At 71.9% G+C, this 22,709-nt stretch carries 21 protein-coding genes; 3 read left to right on the top strand and 18 right to left on the bottom strand.

Features of this window, described 5'->3' with window-relative positions:
* Nucleotides 1-71: 71 nt before the first annotated feature.
* Nucleotides 72-1,601: a GTPase HflX gene (gene hflX, locus ACZ4TW_RS00215; RefSeq protein WP_465539000.1), complete on the bottom strand. Its 1,530-nt coding sequence runs from the start codon at nucleotides 1,599-1,601 to the stop codon at nucleotides 72-74.
* 41 nt (nucleotides 1,602-1,642) lie between these two features.
* Between hflX and ACZ4TW_RS00220 the strand changes: the two genes are divergently transcribed.
* Entirely contained in the window at nucleotides 1,643-2,254 is a 612-nt protein-coding gene (locus ACZ4TW_RS00220; protein WP_465539002.1) for a class I SAM-dependent methyltransferase, read from the top strand.
* 36 nt (nucleotides 2,255-2,290) lie between these two features.
* Here the strand turns inward: ACZ4TW_RS00220 and dapF are convergent, their stop codons facing one another.
* The 10 genes from dapF to ACZ4TW_RS00270 all read right to left on the bottom strand — a co-directional run bounded on the left by dapF (nucleotide 2,291) and on the right by ACZ4TW_RS00270 (nucleotide 11,890).
* Nucleotides 2,291-3,175, bottom strand: a complete 885-nt coding sequence (dapF, locus tag ACZ4TW_RS00225) for a diaminopimelate epimerase (RefSeq protein WP_465539004.1) — start codon at nucleotides 3,173-3,175, stop codon at nucleotides 2,291-2,293.
* 45 nt (nucleotides 3,176-3,220) lie between these two features.
* Nucleotides 3,221-4,141 carry a tRNA (adenosine(37)-N6)-dimethylallyltransferase MiaA gene (gene miaA, locus ACZ4TW_RS00230; protein ID WP_465539006.1) on the bottom strand — a complete coding sequence of 307 codons (921 nt, stop codon included), beginning with the start codon at nucleotides 4,139-4,141 and terminating at the stop codon, nucleotides 3,221-3,223.
* A 1-nt stretch (nucleotide 4,142) separates the two neighbouring features.
* Entirely contained in the window at nucleotides 4,143-5,750 is a 1,608-nt protein-coding gene (gene miaB, locus ACZ4TW_RS00235) for a tRNA (N6-isopentenyl adenosine(37)-C2)-methylthiotransferase MiaB (protein WP_465539008.1), read from the bottom strand.
* A 41-nt stretch (nucleotides 5,751-5,791) separates the two neighbouring features.
* Nucleotides 5,792-6,520 carry a regulatory protein RecX gene (locus ACZ4TW_RS00240; protein ID WP_465539010.1) on the bottom strand — a complete coding sequence of 243 codons (729 nt, stop codon included), beginning with the start codon at nucleotides 6,518-6,520 and terminating at the stop codon, nucleotides 5,792-5,794.
* Between the two features lie 17 nt (nucleotides 6,521-6,537).
* On the bottom strand, nucleotides 6,538-7,608 hold the full coding sequence (gene recA, locus ACZ4TW_RS00245; RefSeq protein ID WP_465539012.1) for a recombinase RecA: 1,071 nt from the start codon (nucleotides 7,606-7,608) through the stop codon (nucleotides 6,538-6,540).
* A 273-nt stretch (nucleotides 7,609-7,881) separates the two neighbouring features.
* Nucleotides 7,882-8,118: a DUF3046 domain-containing protein gene (locus ACZ4TW_RS00250; protein WP_465539014.1), complete on the bottom strand. Its 237-nt coding sequence runs from the start codon at nucleotides 8,116-8,118 to the stop codon at nucleotides 7,882-7,884.
* A gap of 64 nt (nucleotides 8,119-8,182) precedes the next feature.
* Nucleotides 8,183-8,497 (bottom strand): helix-turn-helix domain-containing protein, encoded by a 315-nt coding sequence (locus ACZ4TW_RS00255; RefSeq protein ID WP_204393770.1) that lies wholly within the window; start codon nucleotides 8,495-8,497, stop codon nucleotides 8,183-8,185.
* Between the two features lie 147 nt (nucleotides 8,498-8,644).
* Nucleotides 8,645-10,246: a tripartite tricarboxylate transporter permease gene (locus ACZ4TW_RS00260; protein WP_465539017.1), complete on the bottom strand. Its 1,602-nt coding sequence runs from the start codon at nucleotides 10,244-10,246 to the stop codon at nucleotides 8,645-8,647.
* Nucleotides 10,239-10,829: a tripartite tricarboxylate transporter TctB family protein gene (locus ACZ4TW_RS00265; RefSeq protein WP_465539019.1), complete on the bottom strand. Its 591-nt coding sequence runs from the start codon at nucleotides 10,827-10,829 to the stop codon at nucleotides 10,239-10,241. The genes ACZ4TW_RS00260 and ACZ4TW_RS00265 overlap by 8 nt, the downstream gene beginning before the upstream one ends.
* The gene (locus tag ACZ4TW_RS00270; protein ID WP_465539021.1) at nucleotides 10,826-11,890 is read right to left on the bottom strand and encodes a Bug family tripartite tricarboxylate transporter substrate binding protein; all 1,065 of its coding nucleotides are present in this window, start codon (nucleotides 11,888-11,890) and stop codon (nucleotides 10,826-10,828) included. Before ACZ4TW_RS00270 ends, ACZ4TW_RS00265 begins: the two co-directional genes overlap by 4 nt.
* Nucleotides 11,891-12,078: 188 nt before the next feature.
* Here ACZ4TW_RS00270 and ACZ4TW_RS00275 point away from each other — a divergent pair, with 188 nt between their 5' ends.
* Both ACZ4TW_RS00275 and ACZ4TW_RS00280 read left to right on the top strand, forming a co-directional pair.
* A complete protein-coding gene (locus ACZ4TW_RS00275) occupies nucleotides 12,079-13,737 on the top strand; it encodes an ATP-binding protein (protein ID WP_465539023.1) in 1,659 nt (552 codons plus the stop codon).
* Nucleotides 13,734-14,417, top strand: a complete 684-nt coding sequence (locus ACZ4TW_RS00280) for a response regulator (RefSeq protein WP_465539025.1) — start codon at nucleotides 13,734-13,736, stop codon at nucleotides 14,415-14,417. The genes ACZ4TW_RS00275 and ACZ4TW_RS00280 overlap by 4 nt, the downstream gene beginning before the upstream one ends.
* Here ACZ4TW_RS00280 and ACZ4TW_RS00285 read toward each other — a convergent pair.
* The 7 genes from ACZ4TW_RS00285 to ACZ4TW_RS00315 all read right to left on the bottom strand — a co-directional run bounded on the left by ACZ4TW_RS00285 (nucleotide 14,403) and on the right by ACZ4TW_RS00315 (nucleotide 22,543).
* Nucleotides 14,403-14,948: a CinA family protein gene (locus ACZ4TW_RS00285; protein ID WP_465540226.1), complete on the bottom strand. Its 546-nt coding sequence runs from the start codon at nucleotides 14,946-14,948 to the stop codon at nucleotides 14,403-14,405. The genes ACZ4TW_RS00280 and ACZ4TW_RS00285 overlap by 15 nt on opposite strands.
* Nucleotides 14,949-14,959: 11 nt before the next feature.
* Complete coding sequence (gene pgsA / locus ACZ4TW_RS00290; RefSeq protein WP_465539027.1) at nucleotides 14,960-15,565, bottom strand: CDP-diacylglycerol--glycerol-3-phosphate 3-phosphatidyltransferase; 606 nt, start codon at nucleotides 15,563-15,565, stop codon at nucleotides 14,960-14,962.
* A 54-nt stretch (nucleotides 15,566-15,619) separates the two neighbouring features.
* On the bottom strand, nucleotides 15,620-18,508 hold the full coding sequence (locus ACZ4TW_RS00295) for an FtsK/SpoIIIE family DNA translocase (RefSeq protein ID WP_465539029.1): 2,889 nt from the start codon (nucleotides 18,506-18,508) through the stop codon (nucleotides 15,620-15,622).
* A gap of 105 nt (nucleotides 18,509-18,613) precedes the next feature.
* A complete protein-coding gene (locus ACZ4TW_RS00300; protein WP_465539030.1) occupies nucleotides 18,614-19,105 on the bottom strand; it encodes a GNAT family N-acetyltransferase in 492 nt (163 codons plus the stop codon).
* 87 nt (nucleotides 19,106-19,192) lie between these two features.
* Complete coding sequence (locus ACZ4TW_RS00305; RefSeq protein WP_465539033.1) at nucleotides 19,193-20,869, bottom strand: ribonuclease J; 1,677 nt, start codon at nucleotides 20,867-20,869, stop codon at nucleotides 19,193-19,195.
* 120 nt (nucleotides 20,870-20,989) lie between these two features.
* On the bottom strand, nucleotides 20,990-21,964 hold the full coding sequence (gene dapA / locus ACZ4TW_RS00310; RefSeq protein WP_465539034.1) for a 4-hydroxy-tetrahydrodipicolinate synthase: 975 nt from the start codon (nucleotides 21,962-21,964) through the stop codon (nucleotides 20,990-20,992).
* A 195-nt stretch (nucleotides 21,965-22,159) separates the two neighbouring features.
* Entirely contained in the window at nucleotides 22,160-22,543 is a 384-nt protein-coding gene (locus ACZ4TW_RS00315; RefSeq protein ID WP_465539036.1) for an endonuclease domain-containing protein, read from the bottom strand.
* Between the last annotated feature and the right edge of the window lie 166 nt (nucleotides 22,544-22,709).

Consider the following 22,709-nt stretch of genomic DNA (forward strand, 5'->3'; position numbering starts at 1 on the left):
GACGCGGGCGGGCGGTTCCGGATGGCGCGACGGGGCGCACCTAGGGCCGCGGCGCTCGGAGCCCGCCGGTGCTACGCCAGCGCGGCCGCCGCGCGGAACTCGGCGAGCTGGGCCGCCTGCTCGGGCGACGCGAGCGCGCGGATGCGCGTGCCGTCCTCGACGTAGTCGGTCGAGAGCACGCGTCCGGTCTCGTGCAGGGCCGAGACGATGTCGCCCCGGTCGTACGGCACGAGCAGGTCGACCTCGACCGCGGGGTCGGGCAGCATGCGCGTGATCGCGGCGAGCACCTCGGGCACGCCCTCGCCCGTGCGCGCCGACGCGAACACCGCGTTCGGCTCGAGGCCCTGCAGCACGAGCCGCTCCTCGGGCCCGATGAGGTCGGCCTTGTTGAACACGATGAGCTCGGGCACGTCGCGAGCGCCCACCTCTCCGATCACGTCGCGGACGGTCGCGATCTGCGCGGCCGGATCGGGGTGCGCCGCGTCGACCACGTGCACGATCAGGTCGGCGTCGCCCACCTCCTCGAGCGTCGAGCGGAACGCCTCGACGAGCTGGTGCGGGAGGTTGCGCACGAATCCGACGGTGTCGGCGATCGTGTACACGCGCCCATCGGGCGTCGTGTTGCGGCGCACGGTGGCGTCGAGCGTGGCGAACAGTGCGTTCTCGACCAGCACGCCCGCGCCGGTGATGCGGTTGAGCAGGCTGGACTTGCCGGCGTTGGTGTACCCGGCGATCGCGACCGACGGCACGGCGTTGCGCTTGCGGTTGGCCCGCTTGGCATCGCGCGCGGGCTTCATGCCCGCGATCTGCTTGCGCAGCCGCGCCATGCGCGAGTGGATGCGGCGGCGGTCGAGCTCGATCTTCGTCTCACCGGGACCACGCGACCCCATGCCCGCGCCCGCGCCGCCGACCTGGCCGCCCGCCTGGCGGGACATGGACTCACCCCAGCCGCGGAGCCTCGGAAGCAGGTACTCGAGCTGCGCGAGCTCGACCTGCGCCTTGCCCTCGCGGCTCTTGGCGTGCTGGCTGAAGATGTCGAGGATGACGGCGGTGCGGTCGATGACCTTGACCTTCACCGCATCCTCCAGCGCACGGCGCTGGCTCGGCGCGAGCTCGGTGTCGGCCACGACGGTGTCGGCGCCGAGCGCCGCGACGATGTGGCGCAGTTCCTCGGTCTTGCCGCGGCCGAGGTAGGTCGAGGGGTCGGGGTGCGGGCGGCGCTGCAGCACGCCGTCGAGCACGCGCGCGCCGGCGGTCTCGGCGAGGGCCGACAGCTCGCGCAGCGAGTTCTCGGCATCCTCCAGCGAGCCCTGCGGGTACACGCCGATCAGCACCACGTTCTCGAGGCGCAACTGGCGGTACTCGACCTCGGTGACATCCTCGAGCTCGGTCGACAAGCCGGCGACCCGCCGGAGCGCCGCCCGCTCCTCGCGGTCGTACTGCTCGCCGTCGAAGCCGCCCTCGCCGTCGCCGGCGAGACCGTCGCGCTGGATCGACGCGGCCTCGGATGCGCCGAACCGGGAGACGCCCGCCCGCACGTCCGCGCTCCGGAGCACGCGCTGGACCGCGTCGTCGTGGGTCTCGTGTTCCGCGTCGCTCATCGTGTCCAGCCTACTTCCCTTCGTGCGATAGGTTCCCGTGTATGCCGCAGGAGCACTACTTCTCGTCGAAGCCCGCCGACGACGATGCGCTCCGCACCGTGACGGCGCGTCTCGCGGGTCGAGAGCTGTCGCTGCTCACCGCCGGCGGCGTGTTCAGCCCGGGTCACGTCGACCTCGGCACGAGGGTCCTGCTCGACGAGGTGCCCGCTCCCCCGGCGGCGGGCCACCTGCTCGACCTCGGGGCGGGGTGGGGGCCGGTGGCGCTCACCCTGGGCCTCGAGGCGCCGGATGCAACGGTGTGGGCGGTCGACGTCAACGAGCGGGCGCTCGACCTCGTCCGCCGCAACGCGGCGCGTGCGGGGCTGTCGAATGTCAACGCCGCACTGCCCGACGATGTTCCCGACGACGTGCGATTCGGCGCGATCTGGTCGAATCCCCCGATCCGGATCGGCAAGGCCGAGCTGCACGGACTGCTGCGCCGATGGCTGCCGCGGCTCGAGGCCGGTGCGACCGCGTGGCTCGTCGTGCAGAAGAACCTCGGCGCCGACTCGCTGCAGCGCTGGCTCGTCGACGACCTCGGCGACGGATGGCGCGTCCAGCGCGCCGCGTCAGCCAAGGGCTTCCGGGTCCTCGCGGTCACCCGCGAGCGCTGAGCCTCCGCGCGCGGGCGCCCCGCGGCATCCGCTCGCTCAGGCGAGGCTGACGACCCCGTCGAACACCAGCTCGGCCGGGCCTGAGAGCAGCACGTGCTCGCCGTCGGGCTCGGCGGCCATGCGCACGCCGACGACGCCGCCGGGCACCTGCACGACCCACTCGTCGGGCGCGGTCTCACCGGCCCAGTACCGCACCGCGAGCGCGGAGGCGACCGCGCCGGTGCCGCACGACAGCGTCTCGCCCGAACCGCGCTCGTGCACGCGCATGCGGATGCGCCCACGGCCGCCCTCGACGAGCGGCTCGGCGGGAACCACGAACTCGACGTTCGCGCCGGCCTGCGGCTCGGGGTCGAGGATCGGCAGGTATGCGAGGTCGAGGCCGTCGAGCTCGTCGTCGTCGGCGAGCGCCACGACCACGTGCGGGTTGCCGACGTCGATGCCGAGCCCGGGACGCGCGGCGTGCAGGTTCTTCGCGCGCACGAGCGGTTCGCCGCCGTCGAGCCGCCACACCCCGAGGTCGGCCTCGAAGTTGCCGTTGCCGAGCTCGCGCACGCGCCGCACGCCCGCCCGCGTGCCGATCGCGATCCACTCGCCGTCGCGGAGCTCGGCCAGCCCCTGGTCGAGGAGGTAGCGCGTGAACACGCGGATGCCGTTGCCGCACATCTCGGAGGGACTGCCGTCGGCGTTCCAGTAGTCCATGAACCACGTGGCATCGGGGTTCTCGGCGATCGCGGCCGCGCCGTCCACGAGCCGGTCGGAACGCACCGCGCGGATGAGCCCGTCGCCGCCGACGCCGAAGTGGCGGTCGCACACCGCCGCGATCTGCGCGGGCGTGAGCTGGAGGTCGCCCTCGGGGTCGCTGAAGAGCACGAAGTCGTTGCCCGTGCCGTGGCCCTTGGTGAAGCGCAGATCGAACGCCATCCCCTCAGTCTAGGGATGGCGCGAGGCCGCTCCGGACCCTCGCCTTCAGCCGGCCGCGGCCTGGCGGGCGACCTCGTCCGCGACCGCGTCGCGATCGTCGGCGTCGACGACGGATGCCGCGGCGTACCGCTTGAACCAGCCGACCTGCCGTCGCGCGTACGTGCGGGTGAGCGCCTGCGTCTCGGCGATCGCGTCGGACTCGCTCATGCGGCCGTGGACCTGGGCCAGGGCCTGCGCGTAGCCGATGGCCTTGCGCGCGGTGACGCCGCGTTCGAGCCCGGCGGGGATCAGCGACCGCACCTCGTCGAGCAGCCCGTCGCGCCACATCGCGGCGGCGCGCGCGTCGAGGCGCTCGACGAGCGTCGCGCGGTCCGCCCGGAGGTGCACGATGCGGTGCGGGCGCCACGGGACCGGCCGGTCGGGCAGGCGGGCGGCCTTGGGTTCGCCGGTCAGCTCGATCACCTCGAGGGCGCGCACGATGCGGCGCCCGTTCTGCGGATCGACGCTCCCGGCGGTCTCGGCGTCGAGTTCCCGCAGGCGACGGTGCAGCATCCCCGGTCCGACCTCGTCGAGCTCGCGCTCGAGCCGGGCGCGGATGGCGGGGTCGGTGCCCGGGAACCGCAGGTCGTGGATCACGGCCGAGACGTAGAGCCCGGAGCCGCCCGTGAGCAGCGCGACGCCGCCACGCGCCTCGATCCGGTCGATCGCATGGCGCGCCTCGGCCTGGTAAGCGGCCACGGAGGCCTCGTCGGTGACTTCGAGCACGTCGAGCAGGTGGTGCGGCACGCCCTCGCGCTCGTCGGGCGGGAGCTTCGCCGTGCCGATGTCCATGCCGCGGTAGAGCTGCATGGCGTCGGCGTTGACGACCTCGGCGGGGCGCCCGGTGGCCGCGATCGCGTGCGCGAGGTCGAGCGCGAAGCGGGTCTTGCCCGTTCCGGTCGCGCCGACGACCGCGATGAGCGTCACGTCAGCGCTGGCCGTCGGACGGGTCGTAGATCGGCATGGTGCCGACGCCCGGCGACGTCAGCGGCTCGGAACCGATGCGCAGGGTGGGCAGGCCGAGCGAGACGCGGCCGGTGGCGGATGTCACGGCTCCGGGTGCGGCGGGGACACCGCAGCTGTCGGCCTGCGCACGGTCCCACGCGTCGCCGGCGCGTGTGCGACGGATGCGCAGCGGCGCGCCGTCGGGCGAGTCGGCGAGCAGGTGGAACGGGGCGGCCTGGGTGATCACGACGGAGACGACGTCGCCGGCCCGCGGCAGCTCCGAGCCCTCGGGCACCTCGAAGTGCACGAGGCGGCTGTCTTCGGCGCGGCCGCTCAAGCGGTGGGTCGCGGCATCCTTCTTGCCCTCGCCCGTGGAGACGAGCACCTCGACGGGACGGCCGAGGAGCTTCCGGTTCTCCTCCCACGAGATGCGCTCCTGCAGCGCGATGAGGCGGTCGTAGCGCTCCTGCACGACCTCCTTCGGCACCTGGTCATCCATGGTCGCCGCGGGGGTGCCCGGACGGATGGAGTACTGGAAGGTGAAGGCGGAGGCGAAGCGCGCGGCCTCGACGACCCGGAGGGTCTCCTGGAAGTCCTCTTCGGTCTCACCCGGGAATCCGACGATGATGTCGGTCGAGATCGCGGCGTTCGGGATGCGAGCGCGCACGCGATCGAGGATGCCGAGGAACTTCTCGGACCGGTACGACCGGCGCATGGCCTTGAGGATGCGGTCGGAGCCGGACTGGAGCGGCATGTGCAGCTGCGGCATGACCGAGGGCGTCTCGGCCATCGCGTCGATGACGTCGTCGGTGAACGCCGCGGGGTGGGGGCTCGTGAATCGGATGCGCTCGAGGCCCTCGATCTGCCCGGCGGCGCGCAGCAGCTTGCCGAACGCCTGGCGGTCGCCGAACTCGACGCCGTAGGAGTTGACGTTCTGCCCGAGGAGGGTGACCTCGACGGCACCGTCGTCGACGAGCGCCTGGATCTCGGCGAGGATCTCGCCCGGCCGGCGGTCCTTCTCCTTGCCGCGGAGTGCCGGCACGATGCAGAAGGTGCAGGTGTTGTTGCAGCCGACGGAGATCGACACCCAGCCCGAGTAGGTGGAATCGCGCTTGGTGGGCAGCGTCGAGGGGAAGACCTCGAGGGCGTCGAGGATCTCGAGCTGCGCCTCCTCGTTGTGGCGGGCGCGTTCGAGCAGGCTCGGCAGCGAGCCCATGTTGTGCGTGCCGAAGACGACGTCGACCCAGGGCGCCTTCTCGAGGATGACGTTCTTGTCCTTCTGGGCGAGGCAACCGCCGACGGCGATCTGCATGCCCGCGTGACGTCGCTTGACGCCCGCGAGGTGGCCGAGGTTGCCGTAGAGCTTGTTGTCGGCGTTCTCGCGTACGGCGCACGTGTTGATCACGACGATGTCGGGTTCGGCGCCGTCGGCGGGGACGTAGCCCGCCGCCTCGAGTGAACCGCTGAGCCGCTCGGAGTCGTGCACGTTCATCTGGCACCCGTAGGTGCGGACCTCGTAGGTGCGGGGCGCGGCCGACTCGTCGGCGACGGCGCCGCCGGGCACGCGTGCGGCCTCGTGGATGGTGGTCATGATCGGACCAGTCTACGAAACGATGCCGGAGAGGACGCCGCTCACTCGGGCCGGTCGCCGTCGAGCGCGGCCCGCACCGCCTGGCGCACGACCTCGCTGCCGTAGCCCCGACGCAGGAGGAACGCGCTCAGCCGCCGTTGGGCCGTGCTCGGGTCGAGCCCGGCGAGTTGCCTGGCTCGCCGGTCGGCGATCTGCGTGGCGTGCTCGAGCTCGACCTCGGGATCGAGCGCGTCGACCGCGTCGCGCGCGAGCTCGGCGTCGATGCCGCGCCGGCCGAGCTCGTGCAGGAGCGCGCCGCTGCCCCGCCCGCGGCGCACGCCGTGGCTGTGCACGAGCTGCTCGGCGAGCCGCCGGTCGTCGAGGTAGCCGAGCCGCTCGTAGCGATCGATCCACTCCTCGACCTCGGCATCGTCGAGCCCGTGCTCGAGCAGCGCCGACCGGACCTCGCTGGTGGAGAGCGATGAGCGCCGCAGCCGCGACACGATGAGCCGGTCGATGCGCTCGTCGCGCTCGACGCCGGTCTCGACGCGCTCACGGGGGCTCTCGGATCGCTCCACGCGTGTGCCGGGTTCGCGGTCGAGGCCGTCATGGGCTTCGTCGGAGCCGACGACCGCGAGTCGGGACGCGGGCTGCACACCGAGCCCGCGCCCGGCAGGGTGCCGGCCGGAGCGTGCCGGAGCGGCGCCGCCGCGATCGGATTCCTCCGACGACGGCGCCACCCACGGCAGGTAGGCGACGGGCGCGAGGCGCTCGTTCGACTGATCGCTCATGTGGCCGGCCGGCGAGCTCAAGCGCCCTTGCGCTTCGCGGTGATCGACTCGACCGGCGCGACGCCGGGCCCGGCGGCCGCGCCGCCGGCGGGCTGGCCGATGCCCAGCTTGACGAGGATCTTCTTCTCGATGTCGGCCGCGATGTCGGGGTTCTGGATGAGGAAGTTCCGGGCGTTCTCCTTGCCTTGGCCGAGCTGGTCGCCGTCGTAGGTGTACCAGGCCCCGGACTTCTTCACGATGCCCTGGTCGACGCCGTAGTCGATGAGGCTGCCCTCACGCGAGATGCCCACCCCGTAGAGGATGTCGAACTCGGCCTGCTTGAACGGCGGCGCCATCTTGTTCTTGACGACCTTCACGCGCGTGCGGTTGCCGACCGCCTCGGTACCGTCTTTCAGCGTCTCGATGCGGCGGATGTCGAGGCGGACCGATGCGTAGAACTTCAGCGCCTTGCCGCCCGCCGTGGTCTCGGGGCTGCCGAAGAACACGCCGATCTTCTCGCGGAGCTGGTTGATGAAGATGGCCGTGGTCTTGGTCTGGTTGAGCCCACCGGTCAGCTTGCGGAGCGCCTGCGACATGAGGCGCGCCTGGAGGCCGACGTGCGAGTCGCCCATCTCGCCCTCGATCTCGGCGCGCGGCACGAGCGCCGCGACGGAGTCGATGACGACGAGGTCGATCGAGCCCGAGCGGATCAGCATGTCGGCGATCTCGAGCGCCTGCTCGCCGGTGTCGGGCTGCGAGACGAGCAGCGAGTCGATGTCGACGCCGAGCTTCTTGGCGTAGTCGGGGTCGAGCGCGTGCTCGGCGTCGATGAACGCCGCGATGCCCCCCGCGCGCTGCACGTTGGCGATCGCGTGGAGGGTCAGCGTGGTCTTGCCGGAGGACTCCGGACCGTAGATCTCGATGATGCGACCGCGGGGCAGGCCGCCGACGCCGAGGGCGACGTCGAGCGCGATGGAACCGGTCGGGATGATCTCGACGGGCGCGCGCTCTTCACTGCCGAGGCGCATCACCGAGCCCTTGCCGAACTGGCGGTCGATCTGGGCGAGTGCGGTCTCGAGGGCCTTCTCGCGGTCAGCGGGTGATGGCATCGGTGCTCCTTCGTGGTGGGTTCGGCGGCCTCTAGGCTGTCGTTCCGCGTGCCAGGCCGTGACCCGGCACGTCTTGCGACAAGGCGGTTGCGGTGTGTTCCGACGCTTCGACCGTATGGCCGGCCACCGACATCCGGTGCCCGAGGGACCGCGGATGTGGATGGATGCGACATCCCTCCCGTTGTTGAGGAGCCTACTCCGCGAACCGAACGGATGTTCGATACGACGCGCGGCGTGTCGAACGGGTCTTCGGGCGGGGGACGCGCTCGGGTGTCAGGACTCGCGGCCCCCGCCCGGAGCCCGAAGACCCGCGCCGTGGCGGCGCGACTCGGGGACGTCGGTCGCCTCGCAGAGCGCGAGCCACACCGTGCGCGGCGGAACGCCCGCGGCCAGCGCCTGCCGAGCCGTCCGCCCGTCGAGCGCACCGAGCACGAGGTCGTCGACCACCACGCTGGCGTACCCCGCGCCGAACTCCTCCTCGACCGCCAGGTCGAACTCACTGCGCTTCACTCGGTTCTCCCGGACATGCGAACGGCCGGTCCGAGGACCGGCCGATCGCGACGATGTGACTGGGTCAGCGGACCATGATGTCCGCGTCGAACTCCGCGACGAGGTCGTCGGGCAGGCTGTCGGGCACCGACGGCGCCGAGAGCCCCTCGAGGACCGCGATACGGTCGCCGACCTCGTGCATGATCACCGAGATGGGCGTGTCGAGCGCCTCGGCCACCGAGGCGAGGATCTCGCTCGAGGCCTCCTTCTGCCCGCGCTCGACCTCGCTGAGGTACCCGAGCGCGACGCTGGCCTTGCTCGCCACCTGACGGAGCGTGCGGCCCTTCTGCAGGCGGAAGTCCCTCAGCACGTCGCCGATCTCCTGTCGAACCAGAACCATCGGAACCTCCCTCTCTCTGCCTGCGACCACCCTCCGGGGGCCGGTGCGGGGAGGTCAGTCTAGCGCCTCTTCCCGTCCCCCGAGCCTACCGGTGGTCACTGGAGTTTTCTTGTGAACCCAGCACCTGTAACAGGGTGTTCACGTGGCCTATTCCCCGCGCCTCCGACCCGATCGCCTGCCGCCGAGCGCCGCCTCGTCCTCCTCGGTGATCGCCGCGATCGCCGAGGTCGGGACGAGCTTCGGCGCGGCCTCGATCCGCGCCCGCCGCCGCTTCAGCCAGATGCCGGTCGCGATGATGACCCCGAGGGCGACGTACGCGACGATCGCGAACGGGCTCTGCACGAGGTAGAGGATGTCGCCCTGGCTGATCGCCATCGCCTTCCGGAGCTGCTCCTCGGCCATGGGCCCGAGGATGCCGCCGACCACCATCGGCGCGACGGGGTAGCCGTAGCGACGCATCAGGAAGCCCACGACGCCGATGACCAGCAGGATCAGGATGTCGAGGACGTTGAAGCGCAGCGCGTAGGCGCCGAGGCCCGCGAACGCCAGGATGCCGGCGTACAGGTAGGGCCTCGGGATCTGCAGCACCTTCACCCACATGCCCACCAGCGGCAGATTCAGCACGATGAGCAGCACGTTGCCGATGTACAGGCTGGCGATGAGCGCCCAGACCAGGCCCGGCTGGTTCTCGAACAGCAGGGGTCCCGGACGGATGCCGTACGACTGGAACGCCGAGATGATGATCGCGGCCGTCGCGGTGGTCGGCAGGCCGAGCGTGAGCAGCGGGACGAGCACGCCGGCCGCGGCCGCGTTGTTCGCCGACTCGGGCCCCGCGACGCCCTCGATCGCGCCGCGACCGAACTCGGCCTTGGCGGTTCCCTTCGCGAGCCGTCGCTCGGTGGCGTACGACAGGAAAGTCGCGACATCCGCGCCGCCGGCGGGGATGGTGCCGATCGGGAATCCGATCGCCGTACCGCGAAGCCACGGCCTCCACGACCGCCGGAAGTCCTTGCCGGTGAGCCAGTTGCGCCAGCCGCGCGTCACCGGGATGACCCGCACCGGTCCGTGCCGCATGCGGGAGGCGACGTAGAGCGACTCGCCGATCGCGAAGAGGCCGACGGCGATGAGGACCACGTCGATGCCGTCGGCGAGCGCGGGCACGCCGAACGTGTACCGCTGCTGGCCCGACAGCACCTCGGTGCCGACGAGTCCGAGCAGCAGGCCGAGCCCGAGCGAGGTGAGGCCCCGCGACACGCTCGAACCGAGCAATGCGCCGACCGTGAGGAATGCGACCACGATGAGCGCGAAGTAGTCGGCCGGTCCGAGCTGCACCGCGAGTTCGGCGATGGTCGGCGCGAGGAACGTGAGCAGGACCGTCGCGACGGTGCCGGCCACGAACGAGCCGATCGCGGCGGTCGCGAGGGCGGCCGTCCCGCGCCCGGCCCTCGCCATCTTGTTGCCCTCGAGCGCTGTGACGATCGACGCGGACTCGCCGGGCGTGTTCAGGAGGATCGAGGTGGTGGAGCCGCCGTACATGCCGCCGTAGTAGATCCCGGCGAAGAGGATGAGCGCACCCGTGGGGTCGAGCGTGTACGTGAGGGGCAGCAGGAGCGCGACCGTCATCGCCGGGCCGATGCCGGGCAGGACGCCGACCGCGGTGCCGATGAACACGCCGAACAGGGCGAAGAGCAGGTACTGGGGCTGCAGCGCGGTGGCGAACCCCTCGAGCAGCGCGTTGAGGCTATCCATTGAAGATCGGTATCCACTCCAGGAGCGGGCCGGCGGGCAGCGAGAGCCCGAGCCAGGCGCCGAAGACGAGTTGGGTGGCCAGTCCGAGCCCGAGGCCGACGAGCAGCGCGACCCACCACCGCGTGGCGCCGAGGGTGATCGCCGCGCCGGCGAACAGCACTGCCACGGCGATGGGCCATCCGGCCAGCTCGATCAGGACGAGCAGGGAGAGGAAGCACAGCAGGAGCAGCAGCACCGTTCGCCAGTCGGTCTTCGCGTTCGGATCGACGTCCTCCTCCGCCTCCGGCTGGCCCCGGCGGCCCCGAGCGATGTCGACGATGACGGCCACCGAGGCGACGAACAGGATCGTGCCCACGAAGTACGGGAAGAACCGCGGTCCGAGGACGCTCGCCGATCCCGGCGGCACCCGGATGAACCCGGCGCCGAGGATCGCGTACACGCCGAGCGCCGCGCAGACGCCGGCGAAGGCGTACTCGCCGATGATGCCGCGGCGGTCACGCGTTGAGCCGGGGCCGGCGCCCGAGCCGCCGGAGGCACCCTCCGGCGCCGGAGCGCCGGAGGGTGCCGCGTGACGGTCGGTCATGACTCGACCAGGCCGATCGCCTGCAGGGTCTCGGTCACCTCGGCGATGTTCCCGTCGAGGAACTCCTGGAACTCCTCACCGACGAGGAAGGCGTCGTCCCAGCCTCGCTCCTCCAGCGTTGCGGCCCAGGCGTCCGTGTCGTGCATCTCGGTGACGAGTTCCTGCAGCGCGGCGGCGTCGGCCTCCTCGATGCCGCCGGGCGCGAGCACGCCTCGCCAGTTCGTCAGCGTCACGTCGTAGCCCTCGTCGATCAACGTCGGCGTGTCGGGCAGGAGCGCCGCCGGCTCCTCGGAGGACACGGCGAGCGCCTTCAGTTCTCCGGCCTCGATCTGCTCGGCGAACTCGGCGACGCCCGAGATGCCGGCCTGCACGGTGTTGCCGAGCAGCATCGTGACGGCCTCGCCGCCACCCGCGTTCGGGATGTAGTTGAGCGTCGATGGGATATCGGCCGGGTCGACGCCCGCCTCGGTGAGCAGCATGCCCGCGAGGATGTGGTCGGCGCCGCCCGCCGAGCCGCCGGTCACCGCGATGTCGGCACCCTCTTCGACGATCGCGTCCACGAGGTCCTCCACCGTCTCGTACTCGGACCCCTCGGGGACCACGATGACGAGCGGCTCCTCGGTGAGCTTCGCGACCGGCGTCATGTCCTCGATGCGGACCTCGGAGGCGTTCGTCTCGACCGCGCCGACCATCACGAGGCCCATGACCATGAGGGTGGCCGGATCGCGCTCGTTGGCGAGCGCGGCGAGTCCGACCGTGCCGCCTGCGCCCGGGACGTTCTCGACCGGCGCCGAGCTGACGAGGTCCTCGCCCGTGAGGACCTCCGACATGGCGCGTGCCGTCTGGTCCCATCCGCCGCCGGGGTCGGCCGGGGCGACGAGGTTGACCGAGTCGAGGGTCACGGCCTCGCCCTCGCCGGCGTCGCCGCCGTCGTCGGTCGGGCTGCACGCCGCGAGCCCGAGGAGCGCCAGGACGCCGATTCCGGCCAGCGCGGTACGGGTGCCGGCCGTGCGGATGCCGATGATGTGGGCCGACCGCGTCGGCCTGCTGTGTGATCGCAATTCTCCTCCTTGAGCGCCCGGCTCCGGTGCCGGGCCGACGATCGTCGGTGCGGAAGACGCTAGGCCCCCGGAAGGTCCGGCGAGAACGCTGCGGTCATATTCATCGTACTGTTCGTTTTGGTCGATTCGGTCGTTTTGGTCGTATAATGCGGGCCGCACGACGAGGTCCGGTACGGCAGACTGGACTGGTGAGCCGGTCGATGACGCTTGGCATGCAGTTGCTCCTGCTGCAGGTCGCGATCGTGCTCACCACCGTGGTCGGCACGGGTGTCACGGCGATGCTCATCCAGGAGCGGCAGCTCCGCGAGGCCTACCAGGACCGCATGATCGCGGTCGCGCAGTCCGTCGCGGGCCTGCCCGTCATCCTGGACGCCTTCGACGACGACGACCCGGCCGAGACGATCCAGCCCGTCGCCGAGGTGATCCGGAAGGCCTCCGACGTGACCTATGTCGTCGTCGCGAACGAATTCGGCATCCGGTACTCGCACCCGAATCCCGAGCGCATCGGCGAACGCGTCTCGACCGACCCCGCGATCCCGCTGTCCGGCCAGGTCTACGTCGGCACGCAGACCGGCACACTCGGCGAATCCTGGCGGGTGAAGGTCCCGATCTTCGACGACGGCGGCGAGGTGATCGGCCAGGTCTCCGTCGGCATCCTGGAGTCCGAGCTGCGCGAGGACTTCCTCGGCGGCCTCGGCGGACTGCTGGCGGCGCTGGCCGCGGCGGCCCTGGTCGGCGTGGTCGGCTCCGCGTGGATCGGCCGGGTCATCCGTCGGCGCATCTACGGCCTGGAGCCCGATGAGATCCGCACCATGCTCGAGACCCGCGAGGCGATGCTGCACGGCATCCGCGAGGGACTCGTGGCCGTCGATGAAACGGGCCGCATCGTGCTGATCAACGACGCCGCGGCACGCCTGCTCGACGTCGACGAGCCCGACCACGTGCTCGGCACGCCCGTCGACGAGGTGCTCGACCGCGAGCTCGCACGGTTCATCGCCTCGGGCGAGGAACGTGAGACGCCCGTGCTCGCGGGTGAGCGCGTGCTGCTCGTGCACGGCGACCGAGTCAGGGTCGATGGCCGCGAGATCGGCTCGATCGTGATCCTCCGCGACCGCACCGAGCTCGAGACGACGCTTCGCGAGCTCGAAGGGGCCCAAGGGCTGGCCGAGGGCCTCCGTGCGCAGTCCCACGAGTTCTCCAACAAGCTGCACGTCGTGAGCGGGCTGCTCGAGCTCGGCCACGTCGATGCGGCCATCGCGTTCATCCAGCGCGTCGGCAGCGGCGGCGCCCTCTCGACGCTCGGCGAGCACGACGGCATCGCCGATGTCGAGACCGCCGCGCTGATCCTGGCCAAGCGCTCCCGCGCACAGGAGCGCGGCCTGAGCCTGGAGGTCGAGCCCGATTCGCATCTCGAGCCGGTGGCGGATGCCGCGCAGCGCACGGATCTCGTGACCGTCGCGGGGAACCTGCTCGACAATGCGATCGAGGCGTGCTCCCTGGGCGGCCGGATCAGCCTGTCGGTCCGAGATGACGAGGAGGAGGGCGTGCTCGTCGTGCGCGTCGACGACGACGGGCCGGGCGTGCCGGCCGACCGCCGTGAGGCGATCTTCGAGCCCGACGTGAGCGCGAAGTCCCCGGCCCCCGGCAAGCAGCGCCGCGGCATCGGGCTCACGATCGTGCAGCGCGTCGCCGCGCGGCTGGGCGGCGACGTGGTCGTCGGGGAATCGCCGCAGGGCGGGGCGCGGTTCGTCGTGCGACTGCCGTGGGCGGGGGCGGCGCGCGAGACGTCGCCGCGGCCGCCGATGGCATCGGCGCAGGCCGTGTCAGCGCACGCGGAGGGCGCGTGAGCGACATCCGGGTCGTCATCGTCGACGACGACTTCGCGGTCGCCCACGTGAACCGCGCGTTCGTCGACGCCCATCCCGGGTTCGTCGTCGTCGCCGAGGCGCACACCGGGGAGGAGGCCCTGGCCGCCATCGCGTCGCACCGCCCGCAGCTCGTGCTGCTGGACGTCTACCTGCCCGATGTCGGCGGGCTCGACGTGCTCCGGCGAGTGCGCGCGAGCGGCGACGACGTGGAGGTCATCGCCGTCACGGCGGCGCGCGACCTCGAGACCGTCCGGCATGCGCGGCTGCTCGGCGTGCGCCACTACCTCGTCAAGCCGTTCTCCGGCGCGAGCCTGGCCGAGCGACTGGACGACGTACGACGCGGCATCGTCGCGGACCGTGCCGCGCCCGACGCCACGCTGGACCAGCGGGCCGTCGACCGCGTCCTCGGCATCGCGACCACCCGCGGGGCGGTGCTGCCGAAGGGCCTGTCGTCGGTGAGCCTCGAGCGCGTGGCGGCCGGGCTCGCCGCGTGCGCCACCGACGCGTCGGCCGCGGAGATCGCCGAATCGCTGGGGATGTCGCGCGTCAGCGCCCGCCGCTACCTCGAGCACCTCGTCGCGAGCGGGGCAGCCGAGGTCGCACCCCGGTACGGCAGCGCAGGACGGCCGGAGCACCGGTACCGGCTACCGCGCCGCTGACGTCGGCCGGTCGTCGCCGAGTTCGGCGGCGCGCACGCGCGCGAGCGCGACCTCGACGGCGGCTGCCACGGTCGCGCGGCGGATCGCGTCGCGGTCGCCTTCGAGCGCGAGCGCCACCACCTCGGTGCCCCCGGCGTCCGCGACCGCGACGTACACGGTGCCCGGCGCCTTCCCGTCCTGCGGGTCCGGACCGGCCGCGCCCGTGGTGCCGATGCCGAGGTCGGCCGGCCGGCCCTCGATCGCGAGCGCACGCCGGACGCCCTCGGCCATATGCCGCGCGACGTCGGGGTGCACCGCGCCCTCGGCCTCGAGCAGGTCGGCGGGCACGCCGAGCAGCGATCGCTTCACGGCCGTGTCGTACGCGACGATGCCCCCGCTCACCGCGAGAGAGGCCCCCGGGATCCGCGTGAGCTCACCCGTGACGAGGCCGCCCGTGAGCGACTCGGCGACGGCGATCCGCAGGCCGCGGCGGGTCAGCTCGGCGAGCAGCGCGGCGGTCGGATCGGTCGACGGACCGGCGGCGCGCGCCATCCGCTCGTCGCTCACGTCGACTCGCTGCGGTGCTCGCGCGCGAGCCGGATCGCGTCGCGCACGTAGAGCAGGCCCGACCACACCGTGAGCACGAGCGCGAGGATCATGAACGCCCAGTTCACCCACAGGATCCACTCGCCCACGATCGTCCAGAGCGGGGTCAGGAAGAGCGAGATCGCGATCGCCTGCGTGAGCGTCTTGAGCTTGCCGCCCGACGACGCCGGCACCACCGTGCCCCGGCGCAGCTCGACGAAGCGCCAGACCGTGATGCCGACCTCGCGCACGACGATCACGATCGTGATCCACCACGGCAGCTCGCCGAGCATCGACAGGCACACGAGCGCGCCGCTCGTCAGCAGCTTGTCGGCGATCGGGTCGAGGATCTTGCCCACGTCGGTGACGAGGCCGCGGGAGCGGGCGAGCCATCCGTCGACCCAGTCGGTCGAGATCGCGACGACGAAGATGATCGCGGCCCACCAGCGCATCGCGCCGAACTCGCCCGCGTCGGCCAGCAGCAGCCAGAAGAACACCGGCGCCATGATGATCCGCACGACCGTGATCGCGTTCGGCAGGTTCCAGTTGTTCGCCGAGCGGGTCCGGCCCGCGGGTGAGGTCATGGCCTCAGCCTAGCTGCGGGCCCGCCGGCGCCGATGGCCCATGGTCCCGTGCGCTCAGTCGCGCCCGGTGAGCCCCCAGGCATCCTCGTCGGAGTCGGCGTCGACCTCTTCCAAGCCCTCGGGGATGCGACCCACGGGGTCGTCGTAGCGATCGTCGGCGCCCGACTCGGCGGCCGCGGCGGGCCCCGGCGCCGGCGCAGCGGCGGCCGGCGCCGGGGCGGGTGCGGCCGGGGCCACTGGTTCCTCGCCGCGCAGCTTGGCGAGCACACCCGGCAGCTGCTCGGGCGTGACGAGCACGTCGCGCGCCTTCGATCCCTCGGACGGCCCGACGATCTCCCGCGACTCCAGCAGGTCCATGAGCCGGCCGGCCTTGGCGAAGCCGACACGGAGCTTGCGCTGCAGCATCGACGTGGAGCCGAACTGCGTCGAGACGACGAGCTCGGCGGCCGCGAGCAGGAGCTCGAGGTCGTCGCCGATGTCGGAGTCGATCTCCTTCTTCTCGACGGCGGCTGCAACATCGTTGCGGTACTCGGGACGTGCCTGGCGCGTGACGTGCGTCACGACCTTCTCGATCTCGGCCTCGCTGACCCAGGCGCCCTGGACGCGGATCGGCTTCGACGCGCCCATGGGCAGGAAGAGTCCGTCGCCCTGGCCGATGAGCTTGTCGGCGCCTGGCTGGTCGAGGATGACGCGGGAGTCGGTGACGCTCGTCACCGCGAAGGCGAGTCGCGACGGCACGTTCGCCTTGATGAGGCCCGTCACGACGTCGACCGACGGACGCTGCGTGGCCAGCACGAGGTGGATCCCCGAGGCGCGAGCCAGCTGCGTGATGCGCACGATCGAGTCCTCGACGTCGCGCGGGGCGACCATCATGAGGTCGGCGAGCTCGTCGACCACGACGAGGAGGTAGGGATAGGGCTTGAGCTTGCGCTCGGATCCGGCGGGCAGCACGATCTCGTCGCCCACGACCGCCTTGTTGAAGTCGTCGATGTGGCGGAACCCGAACGACGCGAGGTCGTCGTACCGCATGTCCATCTCCTTCACGACCCACTGCAGCGCCTCGGCCGCCTTCTTCGGGTTCGTGATGATGGGGGTGATCAGGTGCGGAACGCCCGCGTACGGCGCGAGCTCGACGCGCTTCGGGTCGATCAGCACCATGCGCACGTCGGACGGCTTCGCGCGCATGAGCAGGCTCGTGATCATCGAGTTGACGAAGCTCGACTTGCCCGAGCCGGTCGAGCCGGCCACGAGCAGGTGCGGCATCTTCGCGAGGTTCGCCACGACGTACCCGCCGCCGACGTCCTTGCCGACGCCGATCGTCATCGGATGCTTCGCGTTGACCGACGCGCCCGAGCGGAGCACGTCGCCGAGCGTGACGATCTCGCGGTCGGCGTTCGGGATCTCGACGCCGATCGCGCTCTTGCCCGGGATCGGCGACAGGATCCGCACCTCGTTCGACGCGACCGCGTAGGCGAGGTTCTTCGACAGCGCGGTGACGCGCTCGACCTTCACGCCCGGCCCGAGCTCGATCTCGTACTGCGTGACCGTGGGGCCGCGCGAGAAGCCCGTGACCTTCGCATCGACCCCGAACTGCTCGAGCACGCCCGTGATCTGGCGCACCACGTCGTCGTTGGCCGCCGAGCGGGTCTTCGCGGGCGCGCCCGCCGCGAGCGTGGAGGCCGCGGGCAGGTGGTACGGGCGGTCGGGCTCGGGTTCGGCATCGCCGGCGACGGATGCCGCGGCGTCGCCGCTCGCACCTCCGGCGACGCTCCCCGCCGCGCCGCCGACCGCAGCCGCCGCCCCGCCGAGCCCCGTCGCCGCGTCGGGATCGTCACCGTGCAGGCCCGTGCCCCCGTGCGGCACCTCGCCCGTGAAGCGCTGCAGCGCCGACTCGGCCCGCTCGAGCTCGTCGATCACGCCGGCGCCGTACGCGTCGCCCGGGCGCGCGCCCTCGAGCGGCGTCTCGAAGCTGCCCGCCGCCGAGCCCGGACCGAACACCTCGGTGAGCCCCTCGGCTCCGGCCGCCGCGAAGTCGGGATCCTCCTCGCGGTTCGACTCGTTGCGCCGCCACCACGGCAGCAGCCCGCCGCCCCCCTCGTCGCCGTCGCCGTCGACGCCGTCGAGCTCGACCTGCTCGGCCCGCTCGCGGCGGGAGCGCCGCTTCGGCTTCTCGCTCGCCGCGCCGGCGTCGGGCTCGTCGCCTGCGGGCTCGACGGCCCCGAACAGCCACGAGTAGAGCTCCCGGAAGCGCTGGGGGATGCGGTTGGGCGGGGTCTTGGTCAGGATGAGCAGCGAGAGCAGGCCCAGCAGGACCAGCACGATCGCGGCGCCGACCTCGGTGATGAGGAGGATGAGGGGCTGGGCGAGCATCCAGCCGAGGATGCCTCCGGCCTGCGCGAGCACCGCCATGCCCTCGCTCGGCGCCGGCTGCCCGCCGAACAGGTGGCAGAGCGCCGACACGGTGAGCAGCAGCATCCCGAGCCCGATGCCGATGCGCGTGTTGTCGTGCACCGAGCTGGGGTGGCGGAACAGCCACACCGCGAACATCAGCATCACGACCGGCAGCGCGAAGGCGACACGGCCGAAGAGTCCGCCGAACGTGTAGGCGTCGAGCGTCTGCGCGACCGGGTCGTTGATGAGGAACCATTCGACGACGGCGCCGGCCACCGCCAGCAGCACCAGGAAGAAGGGCAGGCCGTCGCGGCGCTCCTCGCGCGCGAGCGTCTCGGGGCCGAGCGCACGGGCGGCGGCGCCGGTGAGGTGGGCGAGCCCCATCCAGGCGCGGACCAGGAGGCCCGGGCCCTCCTTCGGCGCCGGCGCGGCCTTGGCGGTGCGCGCAGTCGAACGCTGCGCCGGGAGCTTCTTCGTGGGTGCGGTGCGCGTCGACGAGCCGCGCCCGGACGCGCCCGAGGCGCGCCCGTTCGACCTGGTGCTCGTAGCCATGGGTCCAACGTTACGGCCCGCCGCCGACCCGGGCGCGGAGGCCGCGCGAGTGTCGGCGCACTGACGCGCGCTGCGCGCGAGGCCGCGGCGCGCGCCATCCGTCGCTCAGCGGAGCAGTCGCACCATCGTGTCGCGGCCGGGCGAGGAGGCGACCACCGTGAACCCCTCCGAACGGTACAGGTCGTGCGCGAAGTTGCCGTGCTCGACCGAGAGCGCGAGCCGCGCGTACCCCTCGGCCCGCGCCTGGTCGGCGAGGGCCCGCAGGAGGGCGCGGCCGACGCCCTGCGCGCGCCAGATCGGCCGGACCCCGATGATGAGCTCGGGCACGCCCGCGGCCACGAATCCCATCGACGGGCGGTCCGCGCCGAACAGCCGGTACCACGCGGCGCCGATGGGACGCCCGTCGGAGTCGACCGCGATCACGCCGCGATCGGCCGGTCGCTGCCATCCGGCGACGTAGCCCCCGTGACGGGCGTCGGCGAGGATCGCCGGACGCGGACGCGTCGCGCCCGCCCGCCAGTTCGCGGCCTCGACGACCATGTCGGCGAGGAAACCGCCGTCCGCCGGGCCGGCGGGTCGGATGGAGTGGTCCGCCATGCACGGAGGGTACGCGCACGGTGTTACGGCGGTGTTTCCGAGGGGCGGATGGCGCGCCATCCGCCCGCCGTCGCGTCGAGCCGGCCGCTACGCCTCGATGACGAGCGGCACGAGCATCGGCCGCCGCCGGAGCCGCCGGTTCACCCAGCTGCCGAGGGTGCGCCGCACGGTCTGCTGCAGGGCCCGCGGGTCGCGCACGCCGTGGTGCGCGGCATCGGCGAGCGCCGCGACGATCTTCGGCTTGACGTCCTCGAACACCGCATCGTCTTCGGCGAAGCCGCGCGCGTGGATCTCGGGGCCGACGATCACCTTGCCCGTGGTCGCGTCGACCACGATGATCACCGAGATGAAGCCCTCCTCCGAGAGGATGCGGCGATCCTTGAGGTCGGCGTCGGTGATCTCGCCCACCGTCGAGCCGTCGACGTACACGAAGCCGAGGTCGAGCTGGCCGACGATCTCGACCCGGCCGTCCTTCAGGTCGAGGACCGTGCCGTTCTCGGCGAGGAACGTGCGCTCCGCGGCGATGCCCGTGTCCTGCGCGAGGCGCGCGTTGGCCACGAGGTGGCGGTACTCGCCGTGCACGGGCAGCACGTTCCTCGGCTGGAGGATGTTGTAGCAGTACAGCAGCTCGCCCGCGGCGGCGTGACCCGACACGTGCACCTTCGCGTTGCCCTTGTGCACGACGTTGGCGCCGAGCCTCGTGAGCCCGTCGATCACGCGGTACACCGCGTTCTCGTTGCCCGGGATGAGGCTCGACGCGAGGATCACCGTGTCGCCCTCGCCGATCTCGATCTGGTGGTCGCGGTTCGCCATCCGGCTGAGCACGGCCATCGGCTCGCCCTGCGACCCCGTCGACATGTAGACGATGCGGTCGTCGGGGATGTCGCCCGCCTTCTTGAAGTCGACCAGCACGCCCGGCGGCACGTCGAGGTACCCGAGCTCGGCGGCGATGGTCATGTTGCGGACCATGCTGCGGCCGAGCAGGGCCACGCGACGCCCGTTCTGGTGCGCGGCGTGCAGCACCTGCTGCACGCGGTGCACGTGGCTCGAGAAGCTCGCGACGATCACGCGGCGCGGCGAGCGCGCGATGACCTCGTCGAGCACGGGCCCGATGGAGCGCTCGAGCGGCGTGAAGCCCGGCACATCCGCGTTGGTGGAATCGACGAGGAACAGGTCGACGCCCTCCTGGCCCAGCCGGGCGAACTCGCGCAGGTCGGTGAGACGCCCGTCGAGCGGCAGCTGGTCCATCTTGAAGTCGCCGGTCGCGAGCACCGTGCCCGCAGCCGTGCGGATGGCGACGGCGAGCGCGTCGGGGATGGAGTGGTTGACCGCCACGAACTCGAGCTCGAAGGGGCCGAGCTTCTCGCGCTGGCCCTCCTTGACCGTGAGGCTGTACGGCTGGATGCGGTGCTCCTTGAGCTTCGCCTCGACCAGCGCGAGGGTCAGCTGCGAGCCGACGAGCGGAATGTCGGCCCGGAGCTTCAGCAGGTACGGCACCGCGCCGATGTGGTCCTCGTGACCGTGCGTCAGGACGACCGCGACGATGTCGTCGAGGCGGTCGCGCAGGAACCCGAAGTCGGGCAGGATCAGGTCGACGCCGGGCTGGTGCTCTTCCGGGAAGAGCACGCCGCAGTCGACGATGAGCAGCTTGCCGTCGATCTCGAAGCTCGTCATGTTGCGGCCGACCTCGCCGAGGCCGCCGATGGGGATGACGCGGAGCGTGCCCGGTTCGAGCGGCGCGGGGTCGAAGACTTCGTCGGGCATGTGCCCTCCTCACGTTCGGTGTTCAGTTCGGTGCGACCCTCGGGGCCGCGGATGTCTCGGGGCGGGCGCTCGACGGGCGGGGCGTGCGTCGCGCCATCCGGCACCGCCGCACGCCGCGCGTCAGCGCGTGGTGCCGGCCACCTTCGGCAGCGCGCCGCCCGCGGCGGCGTTGCGGTCGGGGCGGAAGTTGTGGAAGTCGACGCCGGGGATGCCCTGGACGAGGTCGATCTCGTCCTCGATGAGCGCGGCCTCCCATTCCTCGGGGCCGACGAGGGGCAGTCGCACCCTGGGCGAGCCGATGCGGCCGAGTCCGTGCAGGATGTACTTCGCGGCGACCGTGCCCGGCACGTGCGTCATGACCGCGCGCACGAGCGGCTCGAGCCGCTGATGCTCGGCCGTCGCCACCTTCAGGTCGCCCGCGTTCACTGCGTCGACGATGGTGCGGTACGGTGCCGGCGCGATGTTCGCCGTGACGCCGATGAGGCCGGTCGCCCCGATGGCGAGGTGCGGCAGGACGTTGGCGTCGTCGCCGGAGAAGTACATGAGGTCGGTCTGGTTGAGCACGCGGCTCACCTCGCTGAAGTCGCCCTTGGCGTCCTTGATGGCGAGGATGTTCGGATGCTTGGCGAGCCGCAGGATCGTCTCGTACCGGATCGGCACGCCCGTGCGCCCGGGGATGTCGTACAGGATGACCGGGAGGTCGGTGGCATCCGCGACCATGCGGAAGTGCGTGAGGATGCCGGCCTGCGTGGGCTTGTTGTAGTACGGCGTGACGATCATGATGCCGTCGGCGCCGGCCTGCTCGCTGTGCTTGTACAGCTCGATCGCGTGGGCGGTCTCGTTCGATCCGCCGCCCGTGATGATCTTGGCGCGGCCGCCCGCGACATCCTTGCCGACCTCGACGAGGCGGATCTTCTCGGGGTCGGTGAGCGTCGACGTCTCGCCCGTGGTGCCCGTGACCACGATGCCGTCTGCGCCGGCGCCGATGACATCGTCGATGTGCTTCTCGACCCCGGGCCAATCGACCTCGCCGTCCGCCGTCATGGGCGTGACGAGCGCGACCAGCACCTGTCCGAAGGGGTTCTCTGCACTCACGCACTACAGGCTATCGGCTCCGGCCCCGCCGGGCCGCGGCGGGCTGCCCCCACGCCCCGCGACCATTCCGGCGGATATACGATCCGGCGCCCCGATGGATACTGCATCTCGCCGGGGTGGCGGATCGTATATCCGCTGTTCTGGACGGACGGAGATCGGTGTGCGCGAGTGCGGCGGGCGGGGATGGGGATCGGGTCAGGTGGAGCGGAGCTGCTCAGCCCAAGGGTCGAGGTGCAGGCCTCGCCCGATCTTCGCGAGGATGGCGTCCTCGACGGTCGGCCAGTCGTGCATCACGAGGTCGTAGTCGAAACGGATGGTGTCGAAGCCGTGAGCGGAGGCGACCGCATCACGCACCCGGTCCTTGTGCCGGTCGGGCTGGTCGTCGTGCCCGTTCCGGCCGTCGACCTCGACGATGAGACGGTCCCCGACGACGAAGTCGACACGACCGACGCCGGCGATCTCGACCTGGGTGTGCAGCGTGAGCCCCAGGCGGTGGAGGCGAAGCCGGAGCAGCGATTCGAGGCCGCTCTCGGCGTCGGTGCGCGCGAGGTCGACGAGCCATCGCGCCGACTCGGTCATCCGATCCCGAAGCTCGGCCCTCTCGTGCTCGGCGAGCACGCGTTGGTGCAACGCCGACTCGAGCGTGGCGAAGAAGGCGTCTTCGCCGAGGCATCCGCGGATCTGCAGCAGCGCGTCGACAAGCGAGACCTCCGTGCGGTCGCGGCCATTCCCCCACCCCTGTGGA

It is taken from the genome of Agromyces sp. NPDC029043 (genome assembly GCF_055564615.1).

Excerpts from the sequence above, each read along its gene's own strand:
- ACZ4TW_RS00300 (WP_465539030.1), bottom strand. The coding sequence starts at position 19,105 with ATGGCGGACCACTCCATCCGACCCGCCGGCCCGGCGGACGGCGGTTTC.
- ACZ4TW_RS00295 (WP_465539029.1), bottom strand. The coding sequence starts at position 18,508 with ATGGCTACGAGCACCAGGTCGAACGGGCGCGCCTCGGGCGCGTCCGGG.
- ACZ4TW_RS00220 (WP_465539002.1), top strand. The coding sequence starts at position 1,643 with ATGCCGCAGGAGCACTACTTCTCGTCGAAGCCCGCCGACGACGATGCG.
- dapF (WP_465539004.1), bottom strand. The coding sequence starts at position 3,175 with ATGGCGTTCGATCTGCGCTTCACCAAGGGCCACGGCACGGGCAACGAC.
- ACZ4TW_RS00260 (WP_465539017.1), bottom strand. The coding sequence starts at position 10,246 with ATGGATAGCCTCAACGCGCTGCTCGAGGGGTTCGCCACCGCGCTGCAG.
- ACZ4TW_RS00305 (WP_465539033.1), bottom strand. The coding sequence starts at position 20,869 with ATGCCCGACGAAGTCTTCGACCCCGCGCCGCTCGAACCGGGCACGCTC.
- ACZ4TW_RS00265 (WP_465539019.1), bottom strand. The coding sequence starts at position 10,829 with ATGACCGACCGTCACGCGGCACCCTCCGGCGCTCCGGCGCCGGAGGGT.
- miaB (WP_465539008.1), bottom strand. The coding sequence starts at position 5,750 with ATGACCACCATCCACGAGGCCGCACGCGTGCCCGGCGGCGCCGTCGCC.
- ACZ4TW_RS00255 (WP_204393770.1), bottom strand. The coding sequence starts at position 8,497 with ATGGTTCTGGTTCGACAGGAGATCGGCGACGTGCTGAGGGACTTCCGC.
- ACZ4TW_RS00285 (WP_465540226.1), bottom strand. The coding sequence starts at position 14,948 with ATGGCGCGCGCCGCCGGTCCGTCGACCGATCCGACCGCCGCGCTGCTC.
- pgsA (WP_465539027.1), bottom strand. The coding sequence starts at position 15,565 with ATGACCTCACCCGCGGGCCGGACCCGCTCGGCGAACAACTGGAACCTG.
- ACZ4TW_RS00315 (WP_465539036.1), bottom strand. The coding sequence starts at position 22,543 with ATGACCGAGTCGGCGCGATGGCTCGTCGACCTCGCGCGCACCGACGCC.
- ACZ4TW_RS00240 (WP_465539010.1), bottom strand. The coding sequence starts at position 6,520 with ATGAGCGATCAGTCGAACGAGCGCCTCGCGCCCGTCGCCTACCTGCCG.
- hflX (WP_465539000.1), bottom strand. The coding sequence starts at position 1,601 with ATGAGCGACGCGGAACACGAGACCCACGACGACGCGGTCCAGCGCGTG.
- recA (WP_465539012.1), bottom strand. The coding sequence starts at position 7,608 with ATGCCATCACCCGCTGACCGCGAGAAGGCCCTCGAGACCGCACTCGCC.